The following is a 22,141-nucleotide window of genomic DNA, read 5'->3' as shown; positions in this document are numbered from 1 at the left end:
CCGTGGCCCCGTCGTACGGGTGGTTGTTTCCAGTGATGGGGCTGCTGGCCGTGGGGTCCGCGCTGGTGACGCCGTGCCTGTCCGCGCTGGTGTCCCTGCACGCGCCCATGGAGCGGCAGGGGGCGGTGCTGGGGGCCTATCAGGCGTCCGGGTCCCTGGGCCGCATCATCGGGCCGGCGCTGGGCGGGCTGCTCTTCACCCGGCTGGGCCCGACGGCCCCCTACGGAACGGGCGCGGTGCTGGTGGCGCTGGGTGGACTTTTGGCACTGTCCCTGGTGACACAGGTGCGAATGTCGGGAGCAGGCGCGGAGCAAAGCTCATAGGATGGGGAACATGGTGGGCAAGCCGCAGCACATCACCATCGCGTTCGACGTGATGGGGAGCGATCACGGCCCGGCGGAGGTGGTGCGAGGCGCTGCCCAGCTCTCGCTGGAGTCTCCGCACATCCACGCGCTGCTCGTGGGGGACCGGCCGGTCATCGACGAGGCCCTGGCGAGCATCAAGCACAACGGGGAGCGCATCTCCGTGCACCACGCGGGGGACTTCGTGGGCATGGATGAGAAGCCCGGCGAGGCGCTGGCGCGCAAGCCCGAGTCCTCCGTGGCGGTCGCCGCCCGGCTGGTGGCGGAAGGGGAAGCGCACGCGCTCGTCTCCGCGGGCAACACGGGCGCGGGCGTGCTCGCGTGCAAGCGCCACTTCCAGCTGATTCCGGGTGTGCGCCGCGCGGCCCTGGCCACGGTGTACCCCACGCGGGGCGTGCGCGGCGCGAAGCAGGACCCGTTCAGCCTCATCCTCGACGTGGGCGCCACGGTGGAGGCCACCGCGGAGGACCTGGTGGCGTTCGCCGTCATGGGCTCCGCCTACGCGCGCATCATCTCCCGCAACGAGCGGCCCAAGGTGGCGCTCCTGTCGAATGGCGTCGAGCCGCAGAAGGGCCCGCCCCGGGTGGTGGAGGCGCACCAGCGGCTGTCGCAGATGCCGGGGCTCAACTTCACGGGCAACGTGGAGGGCATCGACATCCCGCGCGGCACGGTGGACGTCATCGTCACCGACGGCTTCGTGGGCAACGTGTGCCTGAAGATGCTGGAGGGCGTGCACGACACGGTGATGGAGCTGGCCCAGTACGCCTACAAGGAGAGCCTGCGCTGGCGCGCGGGCCTGGCCATGCTGTCCTCCGGGATTGAGCGGCTGAAGGACATCACGGACTGGGAGCAGTACGGCGGCGCGCCCATCCTGGGGTTCGACCGCATCTTCATCAAGGCGCACGGCCGCTCCAAGGCGCGCGCCATCGCGAACGCGGGCAAGGTGGCCGCGAAGGCGGTGGCGAACGAGCTGGGCACCGCCATCCAGGAGGGCCTGGCGAAGTGAGCCTGCCGGACCGCATCGACCCGCGTCCCCCGCGCCGCATCTACCGGTGGGACCTGGACAAGACGTACCTCCAGACGGACTTCGAGTCGCTGCGCGACCTGTTCCGCACGGCGTTCCAGAAGGCCCATGAGAAGGTCGCCATCCCGGGCGCCTCCGCCCTCATCCGCGAGCTGGCGGAGCAGGGGGACTCGCGGCTGTGCATCGTGTCCGGCAGCCCCAAGCAGATGCGCGCGGTGCTGGAGGAGAAGCTCAAGCTGGACGGCATCCAGTGGGACGAGTTCGTCCTCAAGGACAACGTGGGCAACCTCTTGCGCGGGCGCTTCCGGGCCCTGCGCGGCCAGGTGGGCTACAAGCTGCCCGCCATCCTGGAGAGCCGCGTCCACGCGCCGGTGGAGGCGGAGGAGGTGCTCTTCGGGGACGACGCGGAGGCGGACGCGTTCATCTATTCGCTCTACGCGGACCTCATCGCGGGGCGCGTGGACGAGCGCGTGCTGTCCCAGGTGCTGGAGGCGGGCGGGGTGTATCCGGACGACGCCGCCCGGGTGCAGGAGGCGTGGAAGAAGATCCCCATCGCGGACCCCGTGCGGCGCATCTTCATCCACCTGGACAAGCTGACGCCGCCCGCGCACTTCACGCCCTACGGCCCGCGCGTGGTGCCCATCTTCAACTACTTCCAGGCGGCGCTGGTGCTGCTGGCGGACGGCCACCTCACGGCGCCGCAGGTGCTGAAGATCGCCGTGGAGATGGTGCAGACGGCGGGGCACAACATCATCACGCTGTCGAACTCGTTCCAGGACCTGTTGCGGCGCGGGCTGCCGCTGCAACAGGCCGCCATCGCGCTGTCCCAGGCGATGGAGGGGCCCAACGCCCTGCTCAAGGCCATGCGGCCCATGCCGGACATCCTGGCCGCGTTCAGCAAGCGCCTGGCCGCGCTGGGCACGCAGCCACCCCCACCGCGCGTGCAGGCGGTGGACTACGTGTCGCTCATCTCCCACGCGCTGCCCCGGACCCACAAGGCGCGCACCCTCAAGCCGCCCACCTGAGGCGCCGGGCGGCTGTGGCGGCCTGCCTGCCTGCCCGGGGGCCCCTCCAGCGGCGGGGCTCCCCGTGAGGCCGGGGCGTGCCCCGGGTGTTATCCGGTGGAGGCGCCCGGGCCACGGGCAGAGGGCGCACGGAGGGCGGGCAGGGGGGCCCCAGCGGAACCCCCGACGTCCCTGAAGAATGTCCTTAAGCACGGACCCCCATGGGTGGGAGGATGCGTGCTAGACGGCTGCCCTGCCGAGTCGAATGACGCGAGACCCGATCCATCCCCCGCCCCAAGGCGGAACGCTGCCAGCCGCGCCCGGAGACGACGCGCGCGGAGAGGCCTCCTTCGAGGCGGCGGCGGACACGGCATCCGGGTCCGCGCACGAGGTACTTTCCATGTCTTCCCCCCTGGACCTGACGGGCCCCGAGGAGCGCACCGAGCGCACCGAGGCCCAGGTGCCCGCGGACTCCGCCGAGCACCCCAGCGACACTGAAACCCCCAACCGGGCCCCCACGGACCCCGCCGAACCGGCCTATTCCACGGACGCGGCGGAGGACGACGGGTTCGACGACGATGACGACGCCGAGGACGCCGGCCCCGAGGTCAGCGACGAAATCCGTGCCGCCACCGAGGCCCTGAAGGCCGCGGAGGCGGAGGACGCGCAGGCCGCCGCCGAGGCGGGTGACGAAGCCGAGGAGCCCGAGGCCGTCATCCTGGAGCCGGAGCCGGAGCCCGCCGCGAACGAGCCGGAGCTGCAGGCGCCCACCACCACCCGCACGGGCGAGCCCGCCGAAATCGACCCGGACGAGATGGACCCGGACGCGCTCAAGGTGGTGCTGCGGCTGCACCAGCACGGGCACCAGGCGTACCTGGTGGGCGGCTGCGTGCGCGACCTGCTGTTGGGCAAGAAGCCCAAGGACTTCGACGTGGCCACCAGCGCCCACCCGGGCGAGGTGCGCGCCATCTTCCGCAACTGCCGGCTGATTGGACGGCGCTTCCGGCTGGCGCACGTCTACTTCAAGGGCGGGAAGATCGTGGAGGTGTCCACCTTCCGCGCGAACCCCACGGAGCTGGAGCCAGCGGCGGGCGCGGGAGCGGCGGGCGCGCCGGGCTCGGACGACGGGCAGGGCGGCGAGGACCTGCTGATCACGCACGACAACGTCTTCGGCACCGCGCAGCAGGACGCGCGCCGCCGCGACTTCACCATCAACGGCCTGTTCTACGACGCAGCCGAAGGCCGGGTGATTGACTACGTGCGCGGCCGGCGCGACCTGGATGAGCGCTTCATCCGGACGATTGGCGACCCGGAAATCCGCATGCGCGAGGACCCGGTGCGCATCCTGCGCGCGGTGCGCTTCGCGGCGAAGCTGGACCTGGACATCGAGTCGCGCACGTACGCGGCCATGGAGGGCGCGGTGGAGGACCTGCCGCGCTGCGCGCCCGCGCGCCTCCTGGAGGAGACGTTCCGGCTCATCCGCGGCGGCGTGTCCGCCCCGGCGCTGAAGCTGCTGGCGGCGCTGGACGCGCTCAAGATTCTGCTGCCCCCCGTGGACGAGTACCTGCGTGAGAACGGCAAGGAGGGGGAGAAGACCTTCTACGCCTTCGCGCAGGCGCTGGATAAGCGCGTGTCGGCCGGAGAGGTGCTGGACGACGCCATCCTGCTGGCGGCGTTGCTGGTGCCCATCAGCCGCGCGCAGCCGCCGGTGGAGGAGTCGCAGGACGAGGGCCGCGCGTCGGTGTCGCGCGTCATCGAGGACCTGCTGGCGGGCTTCGTGGAGTCCGCGCGGCTGCCGCGCCGCATCGCCGAGCGCTGCCGCATGCTGCTGTTGATGCAGCGCACGCTGTCCGGGGAGCGCCGCCGCAAGACGGGCGCCTTCCGCCGCCACCCGCTCTTCAACGAGGCGCTGGCCGTCTACGCGATGACGGTGGAGGCCACGGGCGAGGGCCGCGAGGCGCTGGAGGCCTGGCAGGCCGGAGAGGTGCCGCCGCCGCGCGCCGGAGCGAACTCCGGAGCGGACGCGGAAGGCCCCCGCCGCAAGCGCCGCCGCCGTCGCCGCCGCCGTGGCAACGGGAGCGGAGAGGGCAGCGGTTCGGGCGCGGAACGCCCGGCGTCCTCCGGCTCCGACGCGGGCGAGGGGTAGCACTCCCGTCGCAGCCGGATGCAGCGAGAGGGCTGGAGCGCTCAGGTGCTCCGGCCCTTGTCGTGTCCGGGGACGCGCTACCGCTTCGGCTTGTCCACCGGCTTCTCGGAGCGGTGGTGGTCGTCGTCCGACGCCTCCGCCCCCGCGATGTCCGCCATGGTGATGGCCTTGCTGCCAAAGCGCGCCGCGATGCGGTCCATGGCCTCGTTCAGCTTCGACGACTTCGGCGCCGCCGCGGGGAACAGGCCCAGCTGCGGCTCGTCCTCGTCCAGCTGCACGCTCACGCCCGTGAGCCGGAACGCCTTGCCCTCGTGCGCGCGCTCCAGCAGCTCCAGCGCGGCGCGGTAGATGAGCTGTCCATCATCCGTGGCCTCGCGCAGCGTGGTGCGCCGGGTGATCAGCGTGAAGTCCGAGAACTTCAGCTTGAGCTGCACCACCCGGCCCTTGAGCGACGCCCGCCGCAGCCGCCGGGCCACCCGCAGGGCCTGCGCGTGCACGTGCGGCTTGAGCGCGTCCAGGCCCGTCAGGTCCTCGTCGAAGGTGTCCTCCGCGCCCACGCTCTTGGCCGCCCGGTCCGGCACCACGTCCCGCGCGTCGATGCCGTGCGACAGCTCCCACAGGTGCTTGCCGCTCGCCGCGCCGAAGCGCTCCTCCAGCCAGTCCGCGTCCCGCGCCGCCACGTCCCCAATGGTGATGAGCCCCGCGCGCTTCATCGCCTCTTCCGTCTTGGGCCCCACGCCCCACAGCCGAGACACCGGCAGCCCGGCGAGGAACGCCACCGTCTCCTCCGGCCGCACCTCGCGCTGGCCGTTGGGCTTGGCCAGATCCGAGGCAATCTTCGCCACGAACTTCGCCGTGGCGATGCCCGCGGACGCCGGCAGCTTCAGCTCGTGGGCAATCTCCTGGCGGATGCGTTTGGCGATGTCCGCCGCCGCGCCGAACAGCCCCACCGACGCCGTGACGTCCAGGAAGGCCTCGTCCAGTGACAGGGGCTCAATCAGCGGCGTGTACCGCTCGAAGATGGCGAACACGTGCTCGCTGGCCTCCGCGTAGGCGGAGAAGCGCGGCTTCACCACGATGGCGTGTGGCGCCTGCTTCACCGCGCGGGCCATGGGCATGGCGCTGCGCACGCCGAAGGGGCGCACTTCGTAGGACGCGGCCACCACGACGCCACGCTGTGCATGCCCGCCAACGATGACCGGCTTGCCCCGCAGGGACGGGTTGTCGCGCTGCTCGACGGACGCATAGAAGGCGTCCATGTCCACGTGGAGGATGGCTCGCATGGCGTGAGTCACTCTAGTGGTCCCCTCTGACAGTGCGAGCCATGAAGACCCTCACCGAATACCTCTGGTTCGAGACGAAGGCCCGCCGGGAGCTGGTGCGCCTCACGGACACCGTGGCCTCCCTGGTGAAGAAGAGCGGCATCCAGGAGGGCATGGTGCTGGTGTCCGCCATGCACATCACCGCGGGCGTCTTCGTCAACGACGACGAGCCCGGCCTCCACGAGGACATCTGGGACTGGCTCCAGCACCTGGCGCCCCACGGCCCGGACTACCGCCATCACCGCACCGGCGAGGACAACGGCGACGCGCACCTGAAGTCCATGCTCGTCCACCATCAGGTGCTGATTCCCGTCACCGTCGGCAAGCTCGACCTGGGCCCCTGGCAGCAGTGCTTCTACGCGGAGTTCGACGGCCAGCGCCGCAAGCGCGTCATCGTCAAGGTGATGGGCGACTAGCCGGCCACCGGCCACGACAGCCCGTGCCGCCCCAGCTCCGCCACCAGGTCCGGCGGCAGCGGGCTCTCCACCTTCACGGGCTCTTTCGTCACCGGGTGCGGCACGGTGAGCGAGCGGGCGTGCAGGAAGAACCGCCCCAGCTCCGGCGCCTCACGGCCGCCATAGAGCGCGTCCCCTACGATCGGCGCGCCCACGCCCGCCAGGTGCGCGCGCACCTGGTGCAGCACGCCGGTGAGGATCTTCACCTCCACCAGGCTGTAGTCCCCGGACCGGGCCAGCACGCGGAAGTGGGACAGCGCCTCGCGGGCGTCCTCGGCGCCGTAGGGGGCGGGCTCCACGCGGTCCGGGTGGCGCGGGTGGTGGCGCAGGGGCACCTCCACCTCGCCCTCGTCCGCCAGCGGGCCCGTCACCAGGGCGACGTAGCGCTTGTCCACCGCGCGGTTGCTGAAGGCCTCTCGCACGGCCGTCCACGCCTCGCGCGTGCGGGCCGCCGCGACGACCCCGGACGTCTCCACGTCCAGCCGGTGGCACAGGCCGCCCTCGCGCGGGTCCTGTGACGCCTGCGCGACCTCCGGGTAGCGCGCCACCAGGGCGTTGGCCACCGTGCCCGTCTCGCCCGGCTGCAGCGGGTGCGACGGCCGGCCGGCGGGCTTGTCCACGAAGAGCAGAGCCTCGTCCTCGTGCAGGACGACGAGCGGGAAGTCCGCGTCGGGCGTGGCCTCGCGCGGGGCCTCCTCCACCGTGGCGGTGACCGTCTGGCCGGCGGCGAGGGTGAGCCCCTTCTTCGCGGGGCGGCCGTTGACGCGCACCAGGCCTTCTTCAAAGAGGCGCTTCAGGCGCGCGCGGGACAGGCCCAGGGCCTCGCCCACGAACAGGTCCACCCGCTGGCCCGCCTTGGCGGCGTCCACGGTGAGGGTGTGCGTCGTCGTCGTGGTCACTCGGAGAGGGCCTCGTACACTTCCTCGGCCGTCTGGAACCGGTCGTCCGGCTCCTTGCGGATGAGGCGATGGGCCACCCGCGCCAGCTGCGGGTCGCCATGCAGGTTGAGCGCGAGCAGCGGCGGAGGTTCCGTCTCCAGCACCTGGCGCCACAGCTCGTGCGGCGTTTTCGCGTCGAACGGCGGACGCCCGCTCAGCAGCTCGTACAGGATGACGCCCAGGCTGTACAGGTCCGCGCGTCCGTCCAGCGGCTCGCCCAGAATCTGCTCCGGGGCCATGTACCGGTAGGTGCCCACCAGCTTCCCGTCCGCGGTGATGCCCGCGTCGTCCGCCAGGAACTTGGCCAGTCCGAAGTCCATCAGCCGCACCTGGCGGTCGTCGTCCACCATGATGTTGGACGGCTTCAGGTCCCGGTGCACCAGCCCGTGGCCGTGGATGTACGCCAGCGCCTCGCACACCTGGAGCATGGCGTCCTTCAGCTTGCCCATGCGCTCCGGCCGGTTGAGGTCCGCCAGCTTCGGCGTGGCGGGCGTGCGCGAGGGCGGCGGCGCGCGGACGCCCGCGCGGCGCGGGTCCACCCCGGGCAGCCCGTCCGAGTCGTCCTCCCCGGCGCCGTGGAAGCTGGCCAGGTCCTCGCTGGGGGCTTCCTCCGCGAAGGCGTTGAGGTCGAAGGTGCCGTCGTCCTCGCTGCCGTCGTCGTCCTCGTCCGGGCCGTCCTCGCTGCCGAAGTCGTCGTCGGCGGTGCGGCGCAGGGAGAAGGGGCCTCGCGAGGAGGGCGTGGGCGTGTGCAGGTCGTTGAAGCTCACGTCCAGGTAGTGGCGCAGGGTGAGCCCTTCGATGAGCTCCATGGCCAGGTACGGCTGGCCCGCGTGGATGCCGGCCTCGAAGACCTTCACGACGTTGGGGTGGGACAGGTCCGCCAGGGTCTCGAATTCGCGCGCGAGCCGTCGTGCCGCGCGGTCGTCCAGCGACGGGCCACCCGTCGACAGGAGCTTCAGCGCGACCTCGTCGTTGCTGCGGCGGTCCAGGGCCCGATAGACGGTCCCGGCCCCGCCACTGCCGAGCGTCTCCAACACGCGGTAGGGACCAATGGCCTTGGGAGGCATGGGAGGGCGGATCCTACGGACCACGTCGTGTCAGGGTCAAACGTTCGGATGTTCCTCGCGTGCCACCGGACGCTCGCCCGCGCGGAGGGTTTCACTTTTCCAGTGAACCATGGGAAAGCTCTCCGTCCATGCAACTGGGGAAGTACCAGCTGGTGCGGAAGCTCGCCACGGGCGGGATGGCCGAGGTGTTCCTCGCGAAGGCGGCGGGACCCCGTGGGTTCGAGAAGACGCTGGTGCTCAAGCGCATCCTGCCGCACCTGGCGGAGGATGAGGCGTTCGTGGAGATGTTCCTGGGCGAGGCGCAGCTGGCCGCCCGGCTGGACCACCCGAACGTGGTGCAGATCTTCGACTTCGGCGAGGTGGACGGCAGCTACTTCCTGGCGATGGAGTACATCGACGGGCCCACGCTGCGCCGGCTGATCAAGCGCTCCACGGAGCTGAAGCAGCCGCTGTCGCCCGCGGTGTGCGCGAAGATGGTGGCGTCCGCGGCGGAGGGGCTGGCGTTCGCGCACGAGCTGACGGACCCGGAGACGGGGGCGCCGCTGGGGCTGGTGCACCGGGACATCTCTCCGGAGAACGTGCTGGTGTCGCGGCAGGGCGCGGTGAAGGTGGTGGACTTCGGCATCGCGAAGGTGGCGGGGCAGAGCCACCGCACGGCGACGGGGGTGGTGAAGGGGAAGATCGCGTACATGCCGCCGGAGCAGCTCCAGGCGAAGGCGATGGACGGGCGCGTGGACGTGTACGCGCTGGGCATCGTGCTCTACGAGCTGCTCACCGGGAAGCGTCCGTTCGACGCGACGACGGACGTGAGCATGATGCAGGCCATCCTCTTCGAGCCGTTCGTGCCCGCGCTGAAGCGCCGGCCGGACCTGCCGGAGGCGATGCAGCGGATCCTGGAGCGGGCGCTCGCGAAGGACCGGGAGCAGCGGTATCCGGACTGCCGGGCGTTCCAGGCGGACCTGGAGCGCTTCGTGCTGTCGCTGGGCGAGCCCGTGGGCGCGTACCAGATTGCCCGGCTGGTGGCGCAGGTGATGGAGGGCGTGGAGGCCACACCCGCGTCCACGCCCGTGAAGGCGAGGGAGACGGCGGAGTTGGTCCGGCCCGAGCCTGTCCCGAAGCCGCCCGACAGGGTGGAGGCGGTGACGACGCCCATGCCTGCCCGGGTGGGCACGTCGTGGGATCCGGTGCCCTCGGACGCGTCGATGGTGGCGCCCGCGGTCACGGCGTCGGGGACCGCGGCGACGGATCCCGCGACACCGTCGGCGGGAAGTCTGTTGCCCGCGGCCCGGGGCGAGCGCTCCACGTGGTTCAAGCCGGTGGAGGTTTCGGAGTCTGGCAAGGCGGCGACACCGCGTGCTGGCCGGAAGATGGCGGCGGGAGCGGTGGTGCTGGTGAGCATGGCAGGGCTCGTGGGTGGGCTGGCGCTCCTGGGCCGGGGTGAGTCTCCGCAGGTCGTCCAGCACGACGCCGGATCCGCGACACCCATCGAGCCCGAGGTGCCGGTGGTGACCGCGCCTGTCACGGTGGACAGTGGCACGCCAGTCGTCGTGGCCGAGGTGCCGCTCGATGCGGGGCCCCCCGAGGAGACGCGGGATGCGGGGCAGGTGCAGGTGGTTGAGCCGCCCCCGGTGGTCGCCACGAAGCCCGTGACGACTCGCCGGCCGGCGGTCACGTCCCGCCGTGAGCTGCCCAAGCTCAAGGTGGAGTTCCGCGTCCGTCCGTTCGGCCTGGTGTACCTGGACGGCAAGCCCCTGGGGCAGACGCCCTTCGCCGCCGTGGATGCGACGGAGGGCATGCATAAAGTGCGCGTCGTGAACTACGACCTGGGCAAGGACGTGACCAAGTCCTTCGAGGTGAAGGCCGGGCAGGACAACGTCTTCAAGCTCAACCTCGCGTCGGAGTGACGGGCGTTTCCTATCGGCTGGTACAGAGGGCCCGTGCCGGATTTACCGGGTCACAGACACTCACTCCCCACTCCCCCTGTGGCAACCAGCAGAAGGTCCCGACATTGAAAGCCTCATCGACGCGGTCGTCGCAATTGTCATCCCGTCCGTCGCAGCGGACTTCCGCCTGACCGGGCCTGACCAGGGGTTCATTGTCGTTACAATCCTTGTTGTTGTTGGCGGTCTGGCGGGGGCCGCTACACGCACGGGCGACAGGGACGGTGTTGGAGTTGCTTCCGTAGCCATCCCCGTCCATGTCGGGATACCACGCGATTTTGTCCTTGATTGAGAAGTTGGAGTCGTCGCAGTCGGTGCCTCCAGTTTCCTTGGAGAAAAACCCGTCTCCATCCGCATCAAGGGCAGACAATTCGATAAGGGATTGCGCGATCTGTCCCTTTTCAGGTTGAGCGACGATGAATGCCTGGCTTGTGAAAGGCGCCGTGTCGCAGTCCTGTGCGAATGCATCCACCTCGAGCCGGAGTTCGGCTCGCACTGCGTCGGACAACAAGGCAACCGCGTGGAACTCCGCCCCACCGCTCGTTTGAGGATCCCGCAGAAGCACGGTTGACGCGGCCCCGCTGCCGTCCTTCGTCCAAAGCGCCACGCGAATGCAGCCAGGATTGAAACCCTTTGGCTGGACGATCAGCTCCAGCCCACGGTCGCAGGCGCTGGGATCAACACGCAAGAGTCCTTCCATCGTCTGCGATCCGCCCCCTTGGCAGAACCGCTCCAGCGTGAATGGGGTTGTCTCCGGCACGGAGCATCCAATGCCCAGGCACCCCGAGGCCACGGCCGCCACGAGCCAGTTCTTCACCGTCCCGCCTCCGCGACGGTGGAGTCCCCGCTCAGCAAGTACGTCGTGACCGCGCCCACTGCCGCCGCCAGCGCCGTGCCGAACAGCACGTTCGCCACGACCGCCTGGCCCCGCGCGTCGTCCAGGTGCCCGCTCACATCGGCGGACAGGTCCGCATTGCGCGCGGAGTCCACGTTGCCGCGCGACTGGAGCCCGAGGATGGATCCCACACCGCCCGCCACCACCCCCGTGCCCAGGAGCACCCACGACACCGTCGGCACACGGCGCGTCCCGCGCTCACGGGCATCCGCCTTCAAATCCACCCCTGGAGCCGGCACCGCCGCGACTTGAGGCGGAGCCAGCACCACCGGCTTCTCCTCCACCACCGGAGGCCGCACCGGCGCATCCACCGGCTTCTTCACCGCCGCGAGCTCCTGCCGCACCGACTCGAAGTCCCCCTCCACCTTGGGAGACACCTTCGCCGGCAGCTTCGCCTCGGGAGCCAGCGCCAGCCCCGCCCGGAACGAAGCCCGCGCTTCCTCACGCCGCCCCAGGTCCGCCAGCACCAGGCCCTCATAGATGGCCGCCCGGCTGCGCTCCTCCTCCGTCCGAGCCAGCCGCTTCGCCCGCGTCACCGCCGCCAGCGCCTGCTCGGACTCCAGGTCCTCGTACAGCCGGGCCGCCTCCGCCATCGCCGCGTCGAAGTACGCGTTCGCGGGCCGGGACACCGCCGTCCCGGCCGCCTGCCCGAAGGCCGGACCCACCCCCAGCACCCAGAAACCAAGCAGCCCGCCGAGCACCCGGACCGAGGGCCACCCATGAGGAGTTTTCATGGAAGACCACTCTAACCGGGTTCCTGTTGGCCCTCGAACCGCTCACCCCCAGCAGGCGACCACTCAACACCCGCGAGGGACCGAGGGGCCACGCGCCCGTGGACGCGACGCGGCGCCGCCGCTAGGGTGCGCGGCTTCATGGATCGCCCTCTTACCGTGTTGCCCACCGCCCTCGAGGCCCAGGTCAAGGCCCGGCCGCTCCCGCGCCACGTGGGCATCATCATGGACGGCAACGGCCGCTGGGCGGAGCTTCGCGGCCAGCCCCGGCTGGAAGGCCACCGCGAGGGCAGCGTCAGCGTCCGGGAAGTCACCCGCACCGCGCGCCGCGTGGGCGTCCAGGCCCTCACCCTCTACGCCTTCTCCTCCCAGAACTGGGCCCGCCCGCCGGAAGAGGTCGCCGGCCTGATGGACCTGCTGCGCGAGTACCTGGAGTCCGAGCGCGCGGAGATCCTCGACAACGGCATCCGCCTCAACGCCATTGGCGAGGTGGACAAGCTGCCGCGCTACGTCCGCGAGCCCCTGGAGCGCCTGCGCGCCGACTCCGCCCACAACACGGGCATGGTGCTCACCCTGGCGCTCTCCTACGGCGGCCGCGAGGAGCTGCTGCGCGCCGCGCGCGACCTGGCGCAGGCGGCGGCCCGCGGCGAGCTGGACCCCGCGCACCTGGACGCCGATGACCTGGAGTCGCGCCTGTGGACCGCCGGGCTGCCGCCGGTGGACCTCATCGTCCGCACCAGCGGCGAGCAGCGCATCTCCAACTTCCTGCTCTGGCAACTGGCGTACGCCGAGCTGTGCTTCACCGACGCCCTGTGGCCCGACTTCCGCACCGAAGAGTTCCTGCGCTGCCTGTCGCAGTTCCAGGGCCGCGAAAGGCGCTTCGGTCTGACGTCCGCCCAGGTCAACCGGGACGACACCCCCCAGCGGGCCAAGGCGTGAACGAGAAGAACAAGAACCTCCTCATCCGCGTTGTCACAGGCGTCACCCTCCTGCCGCTGGTGCTCCTGCTCCTGTTCCTGGGCGGGTACTACAGCGCCATCCTCCTGGGCGCCGCCGCGGCCGTGTGCGCCGGGGAGTACTACCTCATCACCCAGAAGCGCCTGGGCGCCGCCGCCTGGGTGGGCATGGCCTTCGCCTTCGTGATGCCGCTGCTCCCCTTGAGGGACGCCGCGCGCACCGGCGAGGCGGCCTTCTGGCTGACGTCCGTCTTCTTCTTCTTCGCGTGGATCTACAACCTGTTCCGGGGCGTGCTCGCGGAGGCCCCCACCCGGGCCGCGCACCTCGTCACCGGCTTTCTCTACGGCTCCATCGGCCTCACCGCGCTGTCCGCGCTGCGCCTCCTGCCGGAAGGGCACGCGTGGGTCATCTGCGCGCTCACCATCACCTGGGCCAACGACACGCTGGCGTACTTCGCCGGCCGCTTCCTCGGGAAGCACAAGCTCTACCCCGCGGTCAGCCCGAACAAGACGTGGGAGGGCTTCTTCGGCGGCATGGTGGGCTCCGTGCTGGGCATGTTCATCGCCAAGCTCGGCTTCTTCCCCACCTTCACCGTCTGGGACTGTGTGGTGCTGGGCATCCTGGGCGGACTGCTGGGCCCTGTCGGCGACCTGTGCGAGTCCATGCTCAAGCGCGCCTACGGCGTGAAGGACTCCGGAAAGCTCATTCCCGGACACGGCGGCGTGCTGGATCGCATCGACGCGCTCATCTTCAACGCGCCCCTGGTGTTCGTCTATGTGCAGTTCGTGAGGCACCTGCTGCCGTAAGTGCCTGATTTCGCGCCTGCTCGGCTGGCCTGCACCCTGCGTTGTGCGTTGTCCCTCCCGGGGGGCGCGATTACTCTTCGGCCCATGCTCCAGAACCTCGGGTTCTTCATCCTCCTCTTGGGCGTGCTCGTCACGGTGCATGAGCTTGGCCACTTCCTCGTGGCCAAGGCCTGCGGGGTGAAGGTCCTCAAGTTCTCCATCGGGTTCGGACCGAAGCTCATCGGCTTCACCAAGGGCGAGACGGAGTACCAGGTGGCCCTGCTGCCCCTGGGCGGCTTCGTGAAGATGGCCGGGGACCTCCCCCACGAGGAGCTCCCGCCGGAAGAGGCCGCGCGCGGCTTCCTGGCCCAGCCGCCCTGGAAGCGCGGGCTGATCGTCCTGGCGGGCCCGGCCTTCAACCTGCTGTTCCCCATCTTCGTCTACTTCTTCGTCTTCCTGGGCCCCCAGGAGACGCTGTCCACGCGCGTGGGCATGGTGTCGCCGGACATGGCCGCCGCCGCCGCGGGCATCCGCCCCGGGGACCGCATCCTGTCCGTGGAGGGCGAGCCGGTCCGCACCTTCGACGACATGCGCGACGCGTTCGTGGGCAAGTTCAACCGCCCCGTGCCCATCACGCTGGAGCGCGAAGGGCAGCAGCGCGTGGTGGAGGTGACGCCGGAGAAGAGCTCGGAGGTGTCCCCGGTGGACACCGTCGAGCGCGGGATGATTGGCGTGAGCCCCTACCCGCAGCCGCCGGTGGTGGGCGTGCCGGCCACGTCCCCCGCGGCAGCCTCGGGCCTCCAGAGCTTTGACCGCGTGCTGTCCGTCAACGGCGTGCACGTGCAGGACGAGGCCGCGCTCTTCCGCGAGGTCGCCAAGGTCCCCGAAGGCACCCCCATGAAGCTGAGCGTGGCGCGCCTGGCCCCCGTGGGCGTGGGCGCCGTCACCGGCCGGCTCCCGGAGGTCGTGGAGGTGTCCCTGCCGCGTCAGCCGGGTGAGGGCGCGGCGGCGCTGGGCGCGGAGGCCGCGGACCTCTACGTGGCGAGCGTGGCCGCGGGCAGCGTGGCGGAGAGCGCCGGCATCGTCCCGGGCGACCGCATCGTGGCCATCAACGGCACGCCGCTGAAGTCCTTCAACAAGCTGGCCACGGTGCTCAACGGCCTGCAGGCCCAGCCCTTCACGCTGACGTGGCGCGGGGAAAAGGGCGAGCGCACGGAGAAGCTGGCGCAGGCGCCGCTCAAGACGCGCGACGACTACGGTCAGACGAGCGCCCCGCTGGTGTTCGGCGTGCGCCCGTGGAGCTTCACCAGCGCGGACATCCCGCCGGTGGAGAAGGTGACCATCGACCTGGGGCCGGCCGCCGCCTTCAAGGAGGCCGCGCTCATCGTCCCGAAGATTGTCGGACAGATGGTGCAGGTGCTGGGCGGGCTGTTCGTGGGCAAGGTGTCGCCCAGCACGATTGGCGGCCCCATCATGATGTACCAGCTGGCCGCCAAGAGCGCCGAGCAGGGCCTGGACAGCTTCCTCAACCTGATGGCCATCATCTCCATCAACCTGGGCGTGATGAACCTCCTGCCCATCCCGGTGCTGGACGGCTTCCACCTCTTGTCCGCGGCGTGGGAGGGCATCCGCCGCCGCCCCATCCCCGTGCGCGTGCGCGAGGTGGCGAACATGGTGGGCCTGGCGCTCCTCATCCTGCTGATGCTGCTGGCCGTGACCAACGACGTGACCCGCTAGCGAGGTGATGATGCGAGGACGGACCGCGCTCCTTTTCCTGGGGATGGGCTTGTTCACCGGCTGCGCGCAGCGCGCCGCCAAGCCCCAGCCGCCGGAGACCTCTTCCGGTGACGAAGGCACGAAGGTGACGCGCCGGGAGAAGATGCCGCGCAACTACCTGGGGGAGGGCCTCGCGTCCTTCTACGGCCCGGGCCTCCACGGCCGGCCCACCGCCAGCGGGGAGAAGTTCAACCAGAACGCCCTCACCGCGGCGCACCGCACGGCGCGCTTCGGGTCGTGCGTGAAGGTGATGAACATGGAGAACGGCCGCGAGGTGGAGGTGCGCGTCAACGACCGCGGCCCCTTCGTGGACGGGCGCATCATCGACCTGTCGAAGGCCGCGGCGAAGAAGCTGGACATGCTGGACAAGGGCCTGGCGCGTGTGCGGCTGTACCGGTGCGCCAGCGACCGCGTGTCGCAGGTGCCGGTGGAGTTCTGGGCCGCTGTGGCCTGAAGCGATTCGAACGAAAAGAAGGGATGTCGCCTGTGTTGCTCGCGCTGGACACCTCCACGCTGACGCTGTCGCTCGCCCTGGTGGAACGCCAGGGGACGGACGTGCGCGCGGTGGAGCACGTCGTGGTTCCTCCGCCGGACAAGCAGAGCGAGGTGCTGCCCGGCGTCGTCGGGGACCTGCTCCAGCGCCACGGCGTGAAGCTGAAGGATTTGGAGGGGCTGGCGGTGGGCCTGGGGCCGGGGTCCTTCACGGGCCTGCGCATCGGCCTGGCCACGGTGAAGGCGCTCGCGTACGCCACGGGGCTCAAGGTGGCCGGCGCGTCGTCGCTGGCGGCGGTGGCGCTGGAGGGGCCGGAGGGCGTGCCGCTCTTCTGCCTCGCGGTGGCGCGCAAGGACGACCTGTACCTGGGCGCCTACCGCCGCGTGGGGCACACCGTGGAGGCGCTGGAGCCGGAGACGGCCATGTCGCCGGAGGAGGTCGCTCAGCGCATGGCCGCCGAGCCCACGGCCGTGGCGCTGGGGCCGGCGCTCGCGGACTACCGCCAGGCGCTGGAGAAGCACGGCGTCGCGCCGCACCGGCTGCTGTCCGGCCCGGCCTTCCCGTCCGCGGTGGAGGTGGGGCGCCTGGCGCGGCTTCCGGAGGCTTACTCGCGGGAGGCCCTGTTCGCCCTGGAGCCGCATTACGTCCGCGCCTCCGAACCGGAGCGCAACCCGAAGTTCCCGCCGCTGCCGGGCCCCGCGCCCACGGCGCGGCTGAAGGAAGACTGACGCCTCCACCCGAAGGGCGCTTCGTCGGGCTCGCATGGGCGGGGGCGCTGACGTAAAGGAGCGCGTCATGAGAGAGAACCTTCGGATTGCCGTGGTGGGCGCCACGGGCGTGGTGGGCCGTGAGGTGCTGGCGAACCTGTACGCGCGCGACGTGCCGGTGGAGCAGGTGCAGGCCTTCGGCTCGGAGCGCTCCAAGGGCCTGGAGGTGGAGTACGGCGAGGACACGCTGGAGGTGGAGCGGGCCTCCGCGGACGCCTTCCGGGGCATCCACGTCGTGCTGCTGGCCACGCCCGCGGAGGCCTCCCGCACGCTGGCGCCGGCCGCGCAGTCCGCGGGCGCGTGGGTGGTGGACGCGAGCAGCGCCTTCCGCGGCGACGGCAACGTGCCGCTCATCCTCCCGGGCTTCAACACGGAGGCCCTGGGGCCGGGCTTCAGCTTCAAGGGCCGCGTGGTGAGCCTGCCGGGCATCGTCACCAGCTCCGCCGTGCACCTGGTGGAGCCGCTGCGCCGCGCGTTCGGCGTGGTGCGCGCGCAGGTGACGGCGCTGATGGGCGCCTCCAGCGCGGGCGTGCGCGGCATCACCGAACTGGAGAAGCAGACCGCGGACCTGCTGTCCGGCCGCGAGCCGGAGCCGCAGGCGTTCCCGCACCGCGTGGGCTTCAACCTGGTGCCCCAGGTGGGCGGCTTCATGGTGAACAGCCCGTGGACGGAAGAGGAGGGCGGCTGGACGCTGGAGGCCGCGCGCCTCTTCGCCGCCCTGGGGGAGACGCCCGTCCTGGCCGGCACCGCCGTGCAGGTGCCCACCTTCCACGGCCACGGCCTCACCGTGAACGTGCAGCTGAAGAAGCCGGGCCCCGTGGAGCAGGTGCGCGCCGCCCTGAAGACGTCCCCGTCCCTCAAGGTGCTGGATGCCCCCGGCGAGCGCATCTACCCCATGCCCATGCTGGTGATGAGCGACCCCGCCGTCCACGTGGGCCGCGTTCGCGCCTTCCCCCAGGCCCCGGAGTGGGTGACCCTCTTCGCCTCCGTGGACAACGCCGGCCGCGCCGCCGCCCACCTGGTGGAGGCGGGCCTCAAGCTGGCGGAACGCCCCGCCTGACAATTTGGCAAAGCCCCCGGAGGCACCTTGCCTGTTTGGCGCGCGAAGGCGCCAGAACCGGGGGTTTTCCTTGGGAACAGGCCGTCCGGACGGGGCTTGAGGGTGGCCCCGCCCTTGCTAGCCTCCCTCCCATCCATGCGCCTTCCCTTCATTGGCCTCCTGCTCTTCGCGTCCACGGCCGTGGCCCAGACGGGGCCACAGGTGACGTTCACGAGCTCTTCCACCGCCACGAACAACACCGTCACGGTGCCCAAGAGTGAGTGTGGCCAGCCGCGCCGCTTCAACTGGCAGCGCACCGGGAGCTCCTGCGAGGACCCGCTCTACATCTACGTGACCCAGGGGACCTGCGGCACGCGGCCCGCGGCCACGGACCTGGTCCTGGAGACCCTGGACCCGTCCAGCTCCGTGCTGAACGGCGCCGTGAGCTTCAGCGTGGCGCAGGTGCTCGCCGCGCGCGGTACCGGCGCGGACGCGGGCACCGCGGCGACGTGCGACACCCAGGACACGGAGATCTCCTTCAAGCTGTGCGCGTCCGCGCGGCGGGTGGGCGGCAGCCTGGGGCTGGATTGCCAGGAGACCTTCTCCAACGTGGGCGTGCCCCCCTACGTGGTGAAGTTCGACCCGCAGCCGCCCGCAACGCCCAGCATCGGCAAGGTGATTGCCCGGGACTCGGCGCTGTCGGTGCAGGTGGATGGCGCGGAGTCGAACTCCACCGTCATCGTGGAGGTGGCGATGGTGGCCACGGCGGGCTCCGACGCGGGCACGGACACCGACGCCGGCACGGACGCCGACGCGGGCTCGGACGTGGACGCGGGCATGGACCTGGACGCGGGCACGGACGATGGCGGGGCGGGGCTGGTGGGGTCGCTGGCGTTGGAAGGCACCGCGGGTCCGGTGACGCGCGTCGACAAGGCGTCCGGCGAGGGGAACGTCGTCATCACCGGCCTTACGAATGGCGTGACGTACCGGCTCCAGGCCATCATCCGGGACGCCGCGGGCAATGAGAGCCCCGCGTCCGCCTCGGTGGATGCGACGCCCGTGAAGAGCAATGGTTTGTTCGATGCGTATGTGGAGGGTGGCGGCGAGGAGCGCGGCGGGTGTGCCGCGACCGGCGGTGGTATCGCGGGTGGCGCGGTGCTGGCCGCGCTGGGCATCTGGTTGTCGTCTCGGAGGAAGGTGTCATGAGCAGCAGGGCTGTGGGCCTGGGAGTCGCGGCGCTTCTCTTGGCGGTACCGGCGGTGGCGCAGGAGGTGACCATCCCCACGCGCTCTCCGCGCACGGGCGCGGTCATCTTCCGTGGCGGCGGCTACAAGCCGCGCATCGACTCGGAGAAGGCCCTCCAGGACAAGGGCGCGACGCCGTACAAGGACACCTTCGGTGACGCGTCGCTGCTGCTCATCGAGGGCGAGCTCCAGCGCTTCTTCTACCAGGGCATCGGCACGGCGGGCCTGGGCCTGGGCGTGGGCTACGCGGAGAAGTACGCGGACGCGAAGCTGGACGACGGCTCGACGGCGGCGGACAAGGCGGCGCTGAAGGTGCTGCCCATCCAGCTCAACGCCTTCTACAAGTTCGACTACGCGGCCTTCCGCTGGGGCATCCCGCTGGTGCCGTACGCCAAGCTGGGGCTCATCTACTCGCCGTGGTGGATGACCAAGGGCAGCGCCACGGAGGTCGTCGAGGGCAGCAAGGCCAGCGGCGGCAAGTGGGGCTGGGGGGGCACCGCCGGCGTGTCGTTCCTCCTGGACGTGCTGGAGCCGCGCTTCGCGCGCGACTTCGACTCGGACCTGGGCGTGAACCACTCGTACCTCTTCGCCGAGTACACGCATGCGGATGTGAACAACTTCGGCGGCAAGGGCCTGAACCTGGGCAGCCGGCGCTGGATGTTCGGTCTGGCGTTGGACTACTAACCGAAAGGCCCATGGCCTCCCGTCCCCGCGCGCCCCTTCCTCCGCTTCCGCTGCTCCTCCTCCTGGCCGTCGTGGGCCTGGGGGGCACCGGCTGCCGCAACCTGAAGCCGGACCTGGGGCCGGAGCGCACGCTGGAGGCGGGGGTGCCGGAGGCCTTCGGCTCCTCCGCGCCCAAGGCGCCCGCCGTCACCTGGGACTTCGGTGACGGCACGCCGCCCCAGACGGCGCCGGGCGTGCGCCACGCCTTCTCCACCGCGGGCCGCTACACGGTGCGGGCGCTGGACAAGGACCAGGAGCTGGCCCGGGTGGTGCTCACCGTGGTGCCGCGCCCGGTCTTGCGCGCGGTGCCCTCCGACGCCCAGACGGTGCTCTACGTGCCCCGCCTGCGCGGCAACGTGGAGGGGCTGGTGGACTTCTACGAGCGGCTGGTGGGCCGGGGCAACGCGCGCCGGACGCTGGCGGACACGCCGCTCCTGCCGCTGCTGCTGCGCAGCCTGGGCAGCGGTCCCTCGGAGGTGGACCCGGAGGAGGGCTTCGGCTTCTTCATCCTGCCGGACTTCGACGGCGTGGTGGCGCTCCTGGGCGTGACGGACTCGCGGGCGGCGCTCGCGGCCGTGGCGCGCGAGCTGCGGGATGCCGGCCACCAGGTGCTGCCCCGCGAGGACGGCAGCGCGCGCGTGGAGCCGGTGGACGGCGGCAACGCCATGCTGCTCTTCGCGGACCGGGGCTACGTGTACCTCGCGGTGCCGGACTCACCGGACGCGCCGGAGCCCGGGGAGACGGTGAAGGCGCTGGCGGTGGTGGAGTCCCCGGACGTGGAGCAGGTGCGCCGCAAGGTGGAGGCGCTGTCCGGGCCGGGCCTCTCCGAGAACGCGCTGCTTGAAGAGCTGCGCGGCAAGGTGCGCGACGGCAGCGTGTTCCTCTTCTCCGCGCCGCCGGTGCCGGAGGCGGAGAAGGAGGACATGCCGGTGCGCGGCTTCTTCGGCGCGCTCGCGGTGCAGGCGGATCAGGCGGAGCTGGACGGCTTCCTGTCCTCGTCCCGGCCGCTCCTGGGCGGCGCGCGGGGGCCGGCGTCGCAGCTGCTGGGGCGCGCGGCGGTGGGGCCGATGGCGGCGGCGCAGCTGTCGGTGCCTCCGGAGGAGCTGGCGCGGCTGGTGTTCGGCTCGCCGGAGTCGCCCCGGCGGCAGCGGACGCTGGAGCGCTGGCGCTCGCAGGGGCTGGACGCGGAGCCGCTCCTGAAGGCGCTGCGCGGCGACGTGGCGATGCTCGTCTACTTCGACGCGGCGGCCTTCTTCCAGAGCTTCATCCGGGACCGGCGCCCCGCGCCCAAGGGCACGGTGGTGATGGAGGCGGGGCTCGCGTCCGAGCAGCCGGTGCTCCAGCTCATCCAGAAGCAGCTGCAGGACAACGGGCTCGTCTTCCAGAGGGAGGCGCAGGGCAACACCACGCGCTTCCGCACGCGGCTGTTGGAGCAGCCGGTGTCGCTCACGCTCACCCCGGAGCGCGCCACGCTGGAGGCCGGCGAGGTGCTCACCCGCCGCGAGACGGGGGACGTGGGCGCGACGCTGCGCACGCGCTTCGGCGCGGAGGCGTTCGGGCCGGGCCACCTGTCGCTGATGGTGGACATGGGGCGGCTGCGCGCGGACCTCGCCAGCGTGCGCTCGGTGCCGGGGGTGGGCTCGACGGAGCTGCTGGCGAGCCAGGTCTTCGTCACGGCGTTCCTGGAGCGGTTCACCCCCTTCGAATACGGGTTCCTCGACTTCGCCCCCGCGGAAGGCGGCGGCCGGCTCCAGGGCCGCGTCGTGCTGCGCGAGCGCTAGGGGCCGCACACACCAGGAGGCGCGCCATGGCCGTCACCGTGCTGTACTTCGCCGCCGCCCGCGAGCGCGCGGGCCTGTCCCGTGAGTCGCTGGACGTGCCACCCGGGGCCCGCGTCTCGGACGTGCTGGCGCTGCTCGCCGCGAAACATCCGCCGCTGGCGCCGCTCTTGCCGCACCTGCGCGTGGCGGTGCAGCAGCAGTTCGTCCAGCTGGACTCGCCGGTGGCGCCGGACGCGGAGCTGGCGCTGATTCCGCCCGTGGCGGGCGGGTCTCCGGGCCTCTTCCTCGTGGTGGGCCGGCCGCTCCAGCTGTCGGACGTCGTGGACGCGGTGGCGTCACCCGGCGCTGGCGGGCTGGTGACGTTCTCCGGCGCCGTGCGCGACCACACGAAGGGCCGGCGCGTGCTGCGGCTGGAGTACGAGGCCTACGCGCCCATGGCGGAAGCGAAGCTCGCGGAGATTGGCGGCGAGGTGGCCCGCGCGTGGCCGGGCACGCGGCTGGCCATCATGCACCGCGTGGGGACGCTGGTGCCGGGGGAGCTGGCCGTCGTCATCGCCGCGGCCTCCGCGCACCGCCAGGAGGCCTTCCGGGGCTGTGAGTACGCCATCGAGCGGCTCAAGCAGGACGTGCCCATCTGGAAGAAGGAGTTCTTCGAGGACGGCGAGGTCTGGGTGGGCCTTGGGCCCTGACCT

At 71.4% G+C, this 22,141-nt stretch carries 21 protein-coding genes; 16 read left to right on the top strand and 5 right to left on the bottom strand.

Going from position 1 to position 22,141, the window contains the following annotated elements:
• The 4 genes from D7X55_RS06870 to pcnB all read left to right on the top strand — a co-directional run.
• Positions 1-323, top strand: a 323-nt coding sequence (locus D7X55_RS06870; RefSeq protein WP_121722586.1) for an MFS transporter, incomplete at its 5' end; no start/stop codon positions are given.
• A 10-nt stretch (positions 324-333) separates the two neighbouring features.
• Positions 334-1,368, top strand: coding sequence for a phosphate acyltransferase PlsX (gene plsX, locus D7X55_RS06865; protein ID WP_120552839.1), 1,035 nt, complete (start codon positions 334-336; stop codon positions 1,366-1,368).
• The gene (locus tag D7X55_RS06860; RefSeq protein ID WP_120552833.1) at positions 1,365-2,411 is read left to right on the top strand and encodes a phosphatase domain-containing protein; all 1,047 of its coding nucleotides are present in this window, start codon (positions 1,365-1,367) and stop codon (positions 2,409-2,411) included. Before plsX ends, D7X55_RS06860 begins: the two co-directional genes overlap by 4 nt.
• Before the next feature lie 379 nt (positions 2,412-2,790).
• Complete coding sequence (gene pcnB / locus D7X55_RS06855) at positions 2,791-4,536, top strand: polynucleotide adenylyltransferase PcnB (protein ID WP_121722585.1); 1,746 nt, start codon at positions 2,791-2,793, stop codon at positions 4,534-4,536.
• 77 nt (positions 4,537-4,613) lie between these two features.
• Here pcnB and D7X55_RS06850 read toward each other — a convergent pair whose 3' ends face one another.
• Positions 4,614-5,819 carry a DNA polymerase IV gene (locus D7X55_RS06850; RefSeq protein WP_120552835.1) on the bottom strand — a complete coding sequence of 402 codons (1,206 nt, stop codon included), beginning with the start codon at positions 5,817-5,819 and terminating at the stop codon, positions 4,614-4,616.
• Between the two features lie 41 nt (positions 5,820-5,860).
• Here D7X55_RS06850 and D7X55_RS06845 point away from each other — a divergent pair, with 41 nt between their 5' ends.
• Complete coding sequence (locus tag D7X55_RS06845) at positions 5,861-6,274, top strand: secondary thiamine-phosphate synthase enzyme YjbQ (protein WP_121722584.1); 414 nt, start codon at positions 5,861-5,863, stop codon at positions 6,272-6,274.
• Here the strand turns inward: D7X55_RS06845 and D7X55_RS06840 are convergent.
• Together D7X55_RS06840 and D7X55_RS06835 are read right to left on the bottom strand one after the other, a co-directional pair.
• A complete protein-coding gene (locus D7X55_RS06840; RefSeq protein WP_121722583.1) occupies positions 6,271-7,212 on the bottom strand; it encodes an RluA family pseudouridine synthase in 942 nt (313 codons plus the stop codon). The genes D7X55_RS06845 and D7X55_RS06840 overlap by 4 nt on opposite strands.
• The gene (locus D7X55_RS06835) at positions 7,209-8,318 is read right to left on the bottom strand and encodes a serine/threonine-protein kinase (RefSeq protein ID WP_121722582.1); all 1,110 of its coding nucleotides are present in this window, start codon (positions 8,316-8,318) and stop codon (positions 7,209-7,211) included. The genes D7X55_RS06840 and D7X55_RS06835 overlap by 4 nt, the downstream gene beginning before the upstream one ends.
• Before the next feature lie 128 nt (positions 8,319-8,446).
• Between D7X55_RS06835 and D7X55_RS06830 the strand changes: the two genes are divergently transcribed.
• Positions 8,447-10,222 carry a serine/threonine-protein kinase gene (locus tag D7X55_RS06830; RefSeq protein WP_121722581.1) on the top strand — a complete coding sequence of 592 codons (1,776 nt, stop codon included), beginning with the start codon at positions 8,447-8,449 and terminating at the stop codon, positions 10,220-10,222.
• A gap of 10 nt (positions 10,223-10,232) precedes the next feature.
• Here the strand turns inward: D7X55_RS06830 and D7X55_RS06825 are convergent, their stop codons facing one another.
• Both D7X55_RS06825 and D7X55_RS06820 read right to left on the bottom strand, forming a co-directional pair.
• Positions 10,233-11,075 (bottom strand): putative metal-binding motif-containing protein, encoded by an 843-nt coding sequence (locus tag D7X55_RS06825; RefSeq protein ID WP_147470038.1) that lies wholly within the window; start codon positions 11,073-11,075, stop codon positions 10,233-10,235.
• Complete coding sequence (locus D7X55_RS06820; RefSeq protein ID WP_121722579.1) at positions 11,072-11,887, bottom strand: tetratricopeptide repeat protein; 816 nt, start codon at positions 11,885-11,887, stop codon at positions 11,072-11,074. The genes D7X55_RS06825 and D7X55_RS06820 overlap by 4 nt, the downstream gene beginning before the upstream one ends.
• A 138-nt stretch (positions 11,888-12,025) precedes the next feature.
• Here D7X55_RS06820 and uppS point away from each other — a divergent pair, with 138 nt between their 5' ends.
• The 10 genes from uppS (at position 12,026) to D7X55_RS06770 (ending at position 22,138) form a co-directional block, all read left to right on the top strand.
• Positions 12,026-12,823, top strand: a complete 798-nt coding sequence (uppS, locus tag D7X55_RS06815; RefSeq protein WP_121722588.1) for a polyprenyl diphosphate synthase — start codon at positions 12,026-12,028, stop codon at positions 12,821-12,823.
• Positions 12,820-13,647: a phosphatidate cytidylyltransferase gene (locus D7X55_RS06810; protein ID WP_120547399.1), complete on the top strand. Its 828-nt coding sequence runs from the start codon at positions 12,820-12,822 to the stop codon at positions 13,645-13,647. Before uppS ends, D7X55_RS06810 begins: the two co-directional genes overlap by 4 nt.
• A gap of 84 nt (positions 13,648-13,731) precedes the next feature.
• Positions 13,732-15,363 carry an RIP metalloprotease RseP gene (gene rseP / locus D7X55_RS06805; protein WP_120547400.1) on the top strand — a complete coding sequence of 544 codons (1,632 nt, stop codon included), beginning with the start codon at positions 13,732-13,734 and terminating at the stop codon, positions 15,361-15,363.
• 10 nt (positions 15,364-15,373) lie between these two features.
• Positions 15,374-15,856, top strand: coding sequence for a septal ring lytic transglycosylase RlpA family protein (locus tag D7X55_RS06800; RefSeq protein WP_121722587.1), 483 nt, complete (start codon positions 15,374-15,376; stop codon positions 15,854-15,856).
• 23 nt (positions 15,857-15,879) lie between these two features.
• The gene (gene tsaB / locus D7X55_RS06795; RefSeq protein WP_120547401.1) at positions 15,880-16,623 is read left to right on the top strand and encodes a tRNA (adenosine(37)-N6)-threonylcarbamoyltransferase complex dimerization subunit type 1 TsaB; all 744 of its coding nucleotides are present in this window, start codon (positions 15,880-15,882) and stop codon (positions 16,621-16,623) included.
• Positions 16,624-16,690: 67 nt separating this feature from the next.
• The gene (locus tag D7X55_RS06790; protein WP_120547402.1) at positions 16,691-17,722 is read left to right on the top strand and encodes an aspartate-semialdehyde dehydrogenase; all 1,032 of its coding nucleotides are present in this window, start codon (positions 16,691-16,693) and stop codon (positions 17,720-17,722) included.
• Between the two features lie 135 nt (positions 17,723-17,857).
• A complete protein-coding gene (locus D7X55_RS06785) occupies positions 17,858-18,907 on the top strand; it encodes an MXAN_2561 family MXYO-CTERM-anchored protein (protein WP_120547403.1) in 1,050 nt (349 codons plus the stop codon).
• A complete protein-coding gene (locus D7X55_RS06780) occupies positions 18,904-19,629 on the top strand; it encodes an MXAN_2562 family outer membrane beta-barrel protein (protein ID WP_121722578.1) in 726 nt (241 codons plus the stop codon). Before D7X55_RS06785 ends, D7X55_RS06780 begins: the two co-directional genes overlap by 4 nt.
• 11 nt (positions 19,630-19,640) lie before the next feature.
• Positions 19,641-21,449 carry a PKD domain-containing protein gene (locus D7X55_RS06775; protein ID WP_121722577.1) on the top strand — a complete coding sequence of 603 codons (1,809 nt, stop codon included), beginning with the start codon at positions 19,641-19,643 and terminating at the stop codon, positions 21,447-21,449.
• Positions 21,450-21,475: 26 nt separating this feature from the next.
• Positions 21,476-22,138, top strand: coding sequence for a molybdenum cofactor biosynthesis protein MoaE (locus D7X55_RS06770; protein ID WP_121722576.1), 663 nt, complete (start codon positions 21,476-21,478; stop codon positions 22,136-22,138).
• Positions 22,139-22,141 lie beyond the last annotated feature (3 nt).

Origin of the sequence: Corallococcus sp. AB049A, from assembly GCF_003668885.1 — a bacterium.
Lineage (GTDB): Bacteria > Myxococcota > Myxococcia > Myxococcales > Myxococcaceae > Corallococcus > Corallococcus interemptor.
This window is presented reverse-complemented; position numbering and strand designations above follow the sequence as displayed.

What these genes read in the sequence shown, in the direction of transcription:
- D7X55_RS06835 (WP_121722582.1), bottom strand. Translation starts at nt 8,318, where the DNA reads ATGCCTCCCAAGGCCATTGGTCCCTACCGCGTGTTGGAGACGCTCGGC.
- D7X55_RS06830 (WP_121722581.1), top strand. Translation starts at nt 8,447, where the DNA reads ATGCAACTGGGGAAGTACCAGCTGGTGCGGAAGCTCGCCACGGGCGGG.
- uppS (WP_121722588.1), top strand. Translation starts at nt 12,026, where the DNA reads ATGGATCGCCCTCTTACCGTGTTGCCCACCGCCCTCGAGGCCCAGGTC.
- D7X55_RS06775 (WP_121722577.1), top strand. Translation starts at nt 19,641, where the DNA reads ATGGCCTCCCGTCCCCGCGCGCCCCTTCCTCCGCTTCCGCTGCTCCTC.
- D7X55_RS06800 (WP_121722587.1), top strand. Translation starts at nt 15,374, where the DNA reads ATGCGAGGACGGACCGCGCTCCTTTTCCTGGGGATGGGCTTGTTCACC.
- tsaB (WP_120547401.1), top strand. Translation starts at nt 15,880, where the DNA reads ATGTCGCCTGTGTTGCTCGCGCTGGACACCTCCACGCTGACGCTGTCG.
- D7X55_RS06785 (WP_120547403.1), top strand. Translation starts at nt 17,858, where the DNA reads ATGCGCCTTCCCTTCATTGGCCTCCTGCTCTTCGCGTCCACGGCCGTG.
- pcnB (WP_121722585.1), top strand. Translation starts at nt 2,791, where the DNA reads ATGTCTTCCCCCCTGGACCTGACGGGCCCCGAGGAGCGCACCGAGCGC.
- D7X55_RS06850 (WP_120552835.1), bottom strand. Translation starts at nt 5,819, where the DNA reads ATGCGAGCCATCCTCCACGTGGACATGGACGCCTTCTATGCGTCCGTC.
- D7X55_RS06770 (WP_121722576.1), top strand. Translation starts at nt 21,476, where the DNA reads ATGGCCGTCACCGTGCTGTACTTCGCCGCCGCCCGCGAGCGCGCGGGC.
- rseP (WP_120547400.1), top strand. Translation starts at nt 13,732, where the DNA reads ATGCTCCAGAACCTCGGGTTCTTCATCCTCCTCTTGGGCGTGCTCGTC.
- D7X55_RS06845 (WP_121722584.1), top strand. Translation starts at nt 5,861, where the DNA reads ATGAAGACCCTCACCGAATACCTCTGGTTCGAGACGAAGGCCCGCCGG.
- D7X55_RS06780 (WP_121722578.1), top strand. Translation starts at nt 18,904, where the DNA reads ATGAGCAGCAGGGCTGTGGGCCTGGGAGTCGCGGCGCTTCTCTTGGCG.
- D7X55_RS06790 (WP_120547402.1), top strand. Translation starts at nt 16,691, where the DNA reads ATGAGAGAGAACCTTCGGATTGCCGTGGTGGGCGCCACGGGCGTGGTG.
- plsX (WP_120552839.1), top strand. Translation starts at nt 334, where the DNA reads ATGGTGGGCAAGCCGCAGCACATCACCATCGCGTTCGACGTGATGGGG.
- D7X55_RS06820 (WP_121722579.1), bottom strand. Translation starts at nt 11,887, where the DNA reads ATGAAAACTCCTCATGGGTGGCCCTCGGTCCGGGTGCTCGGCGGGCTG.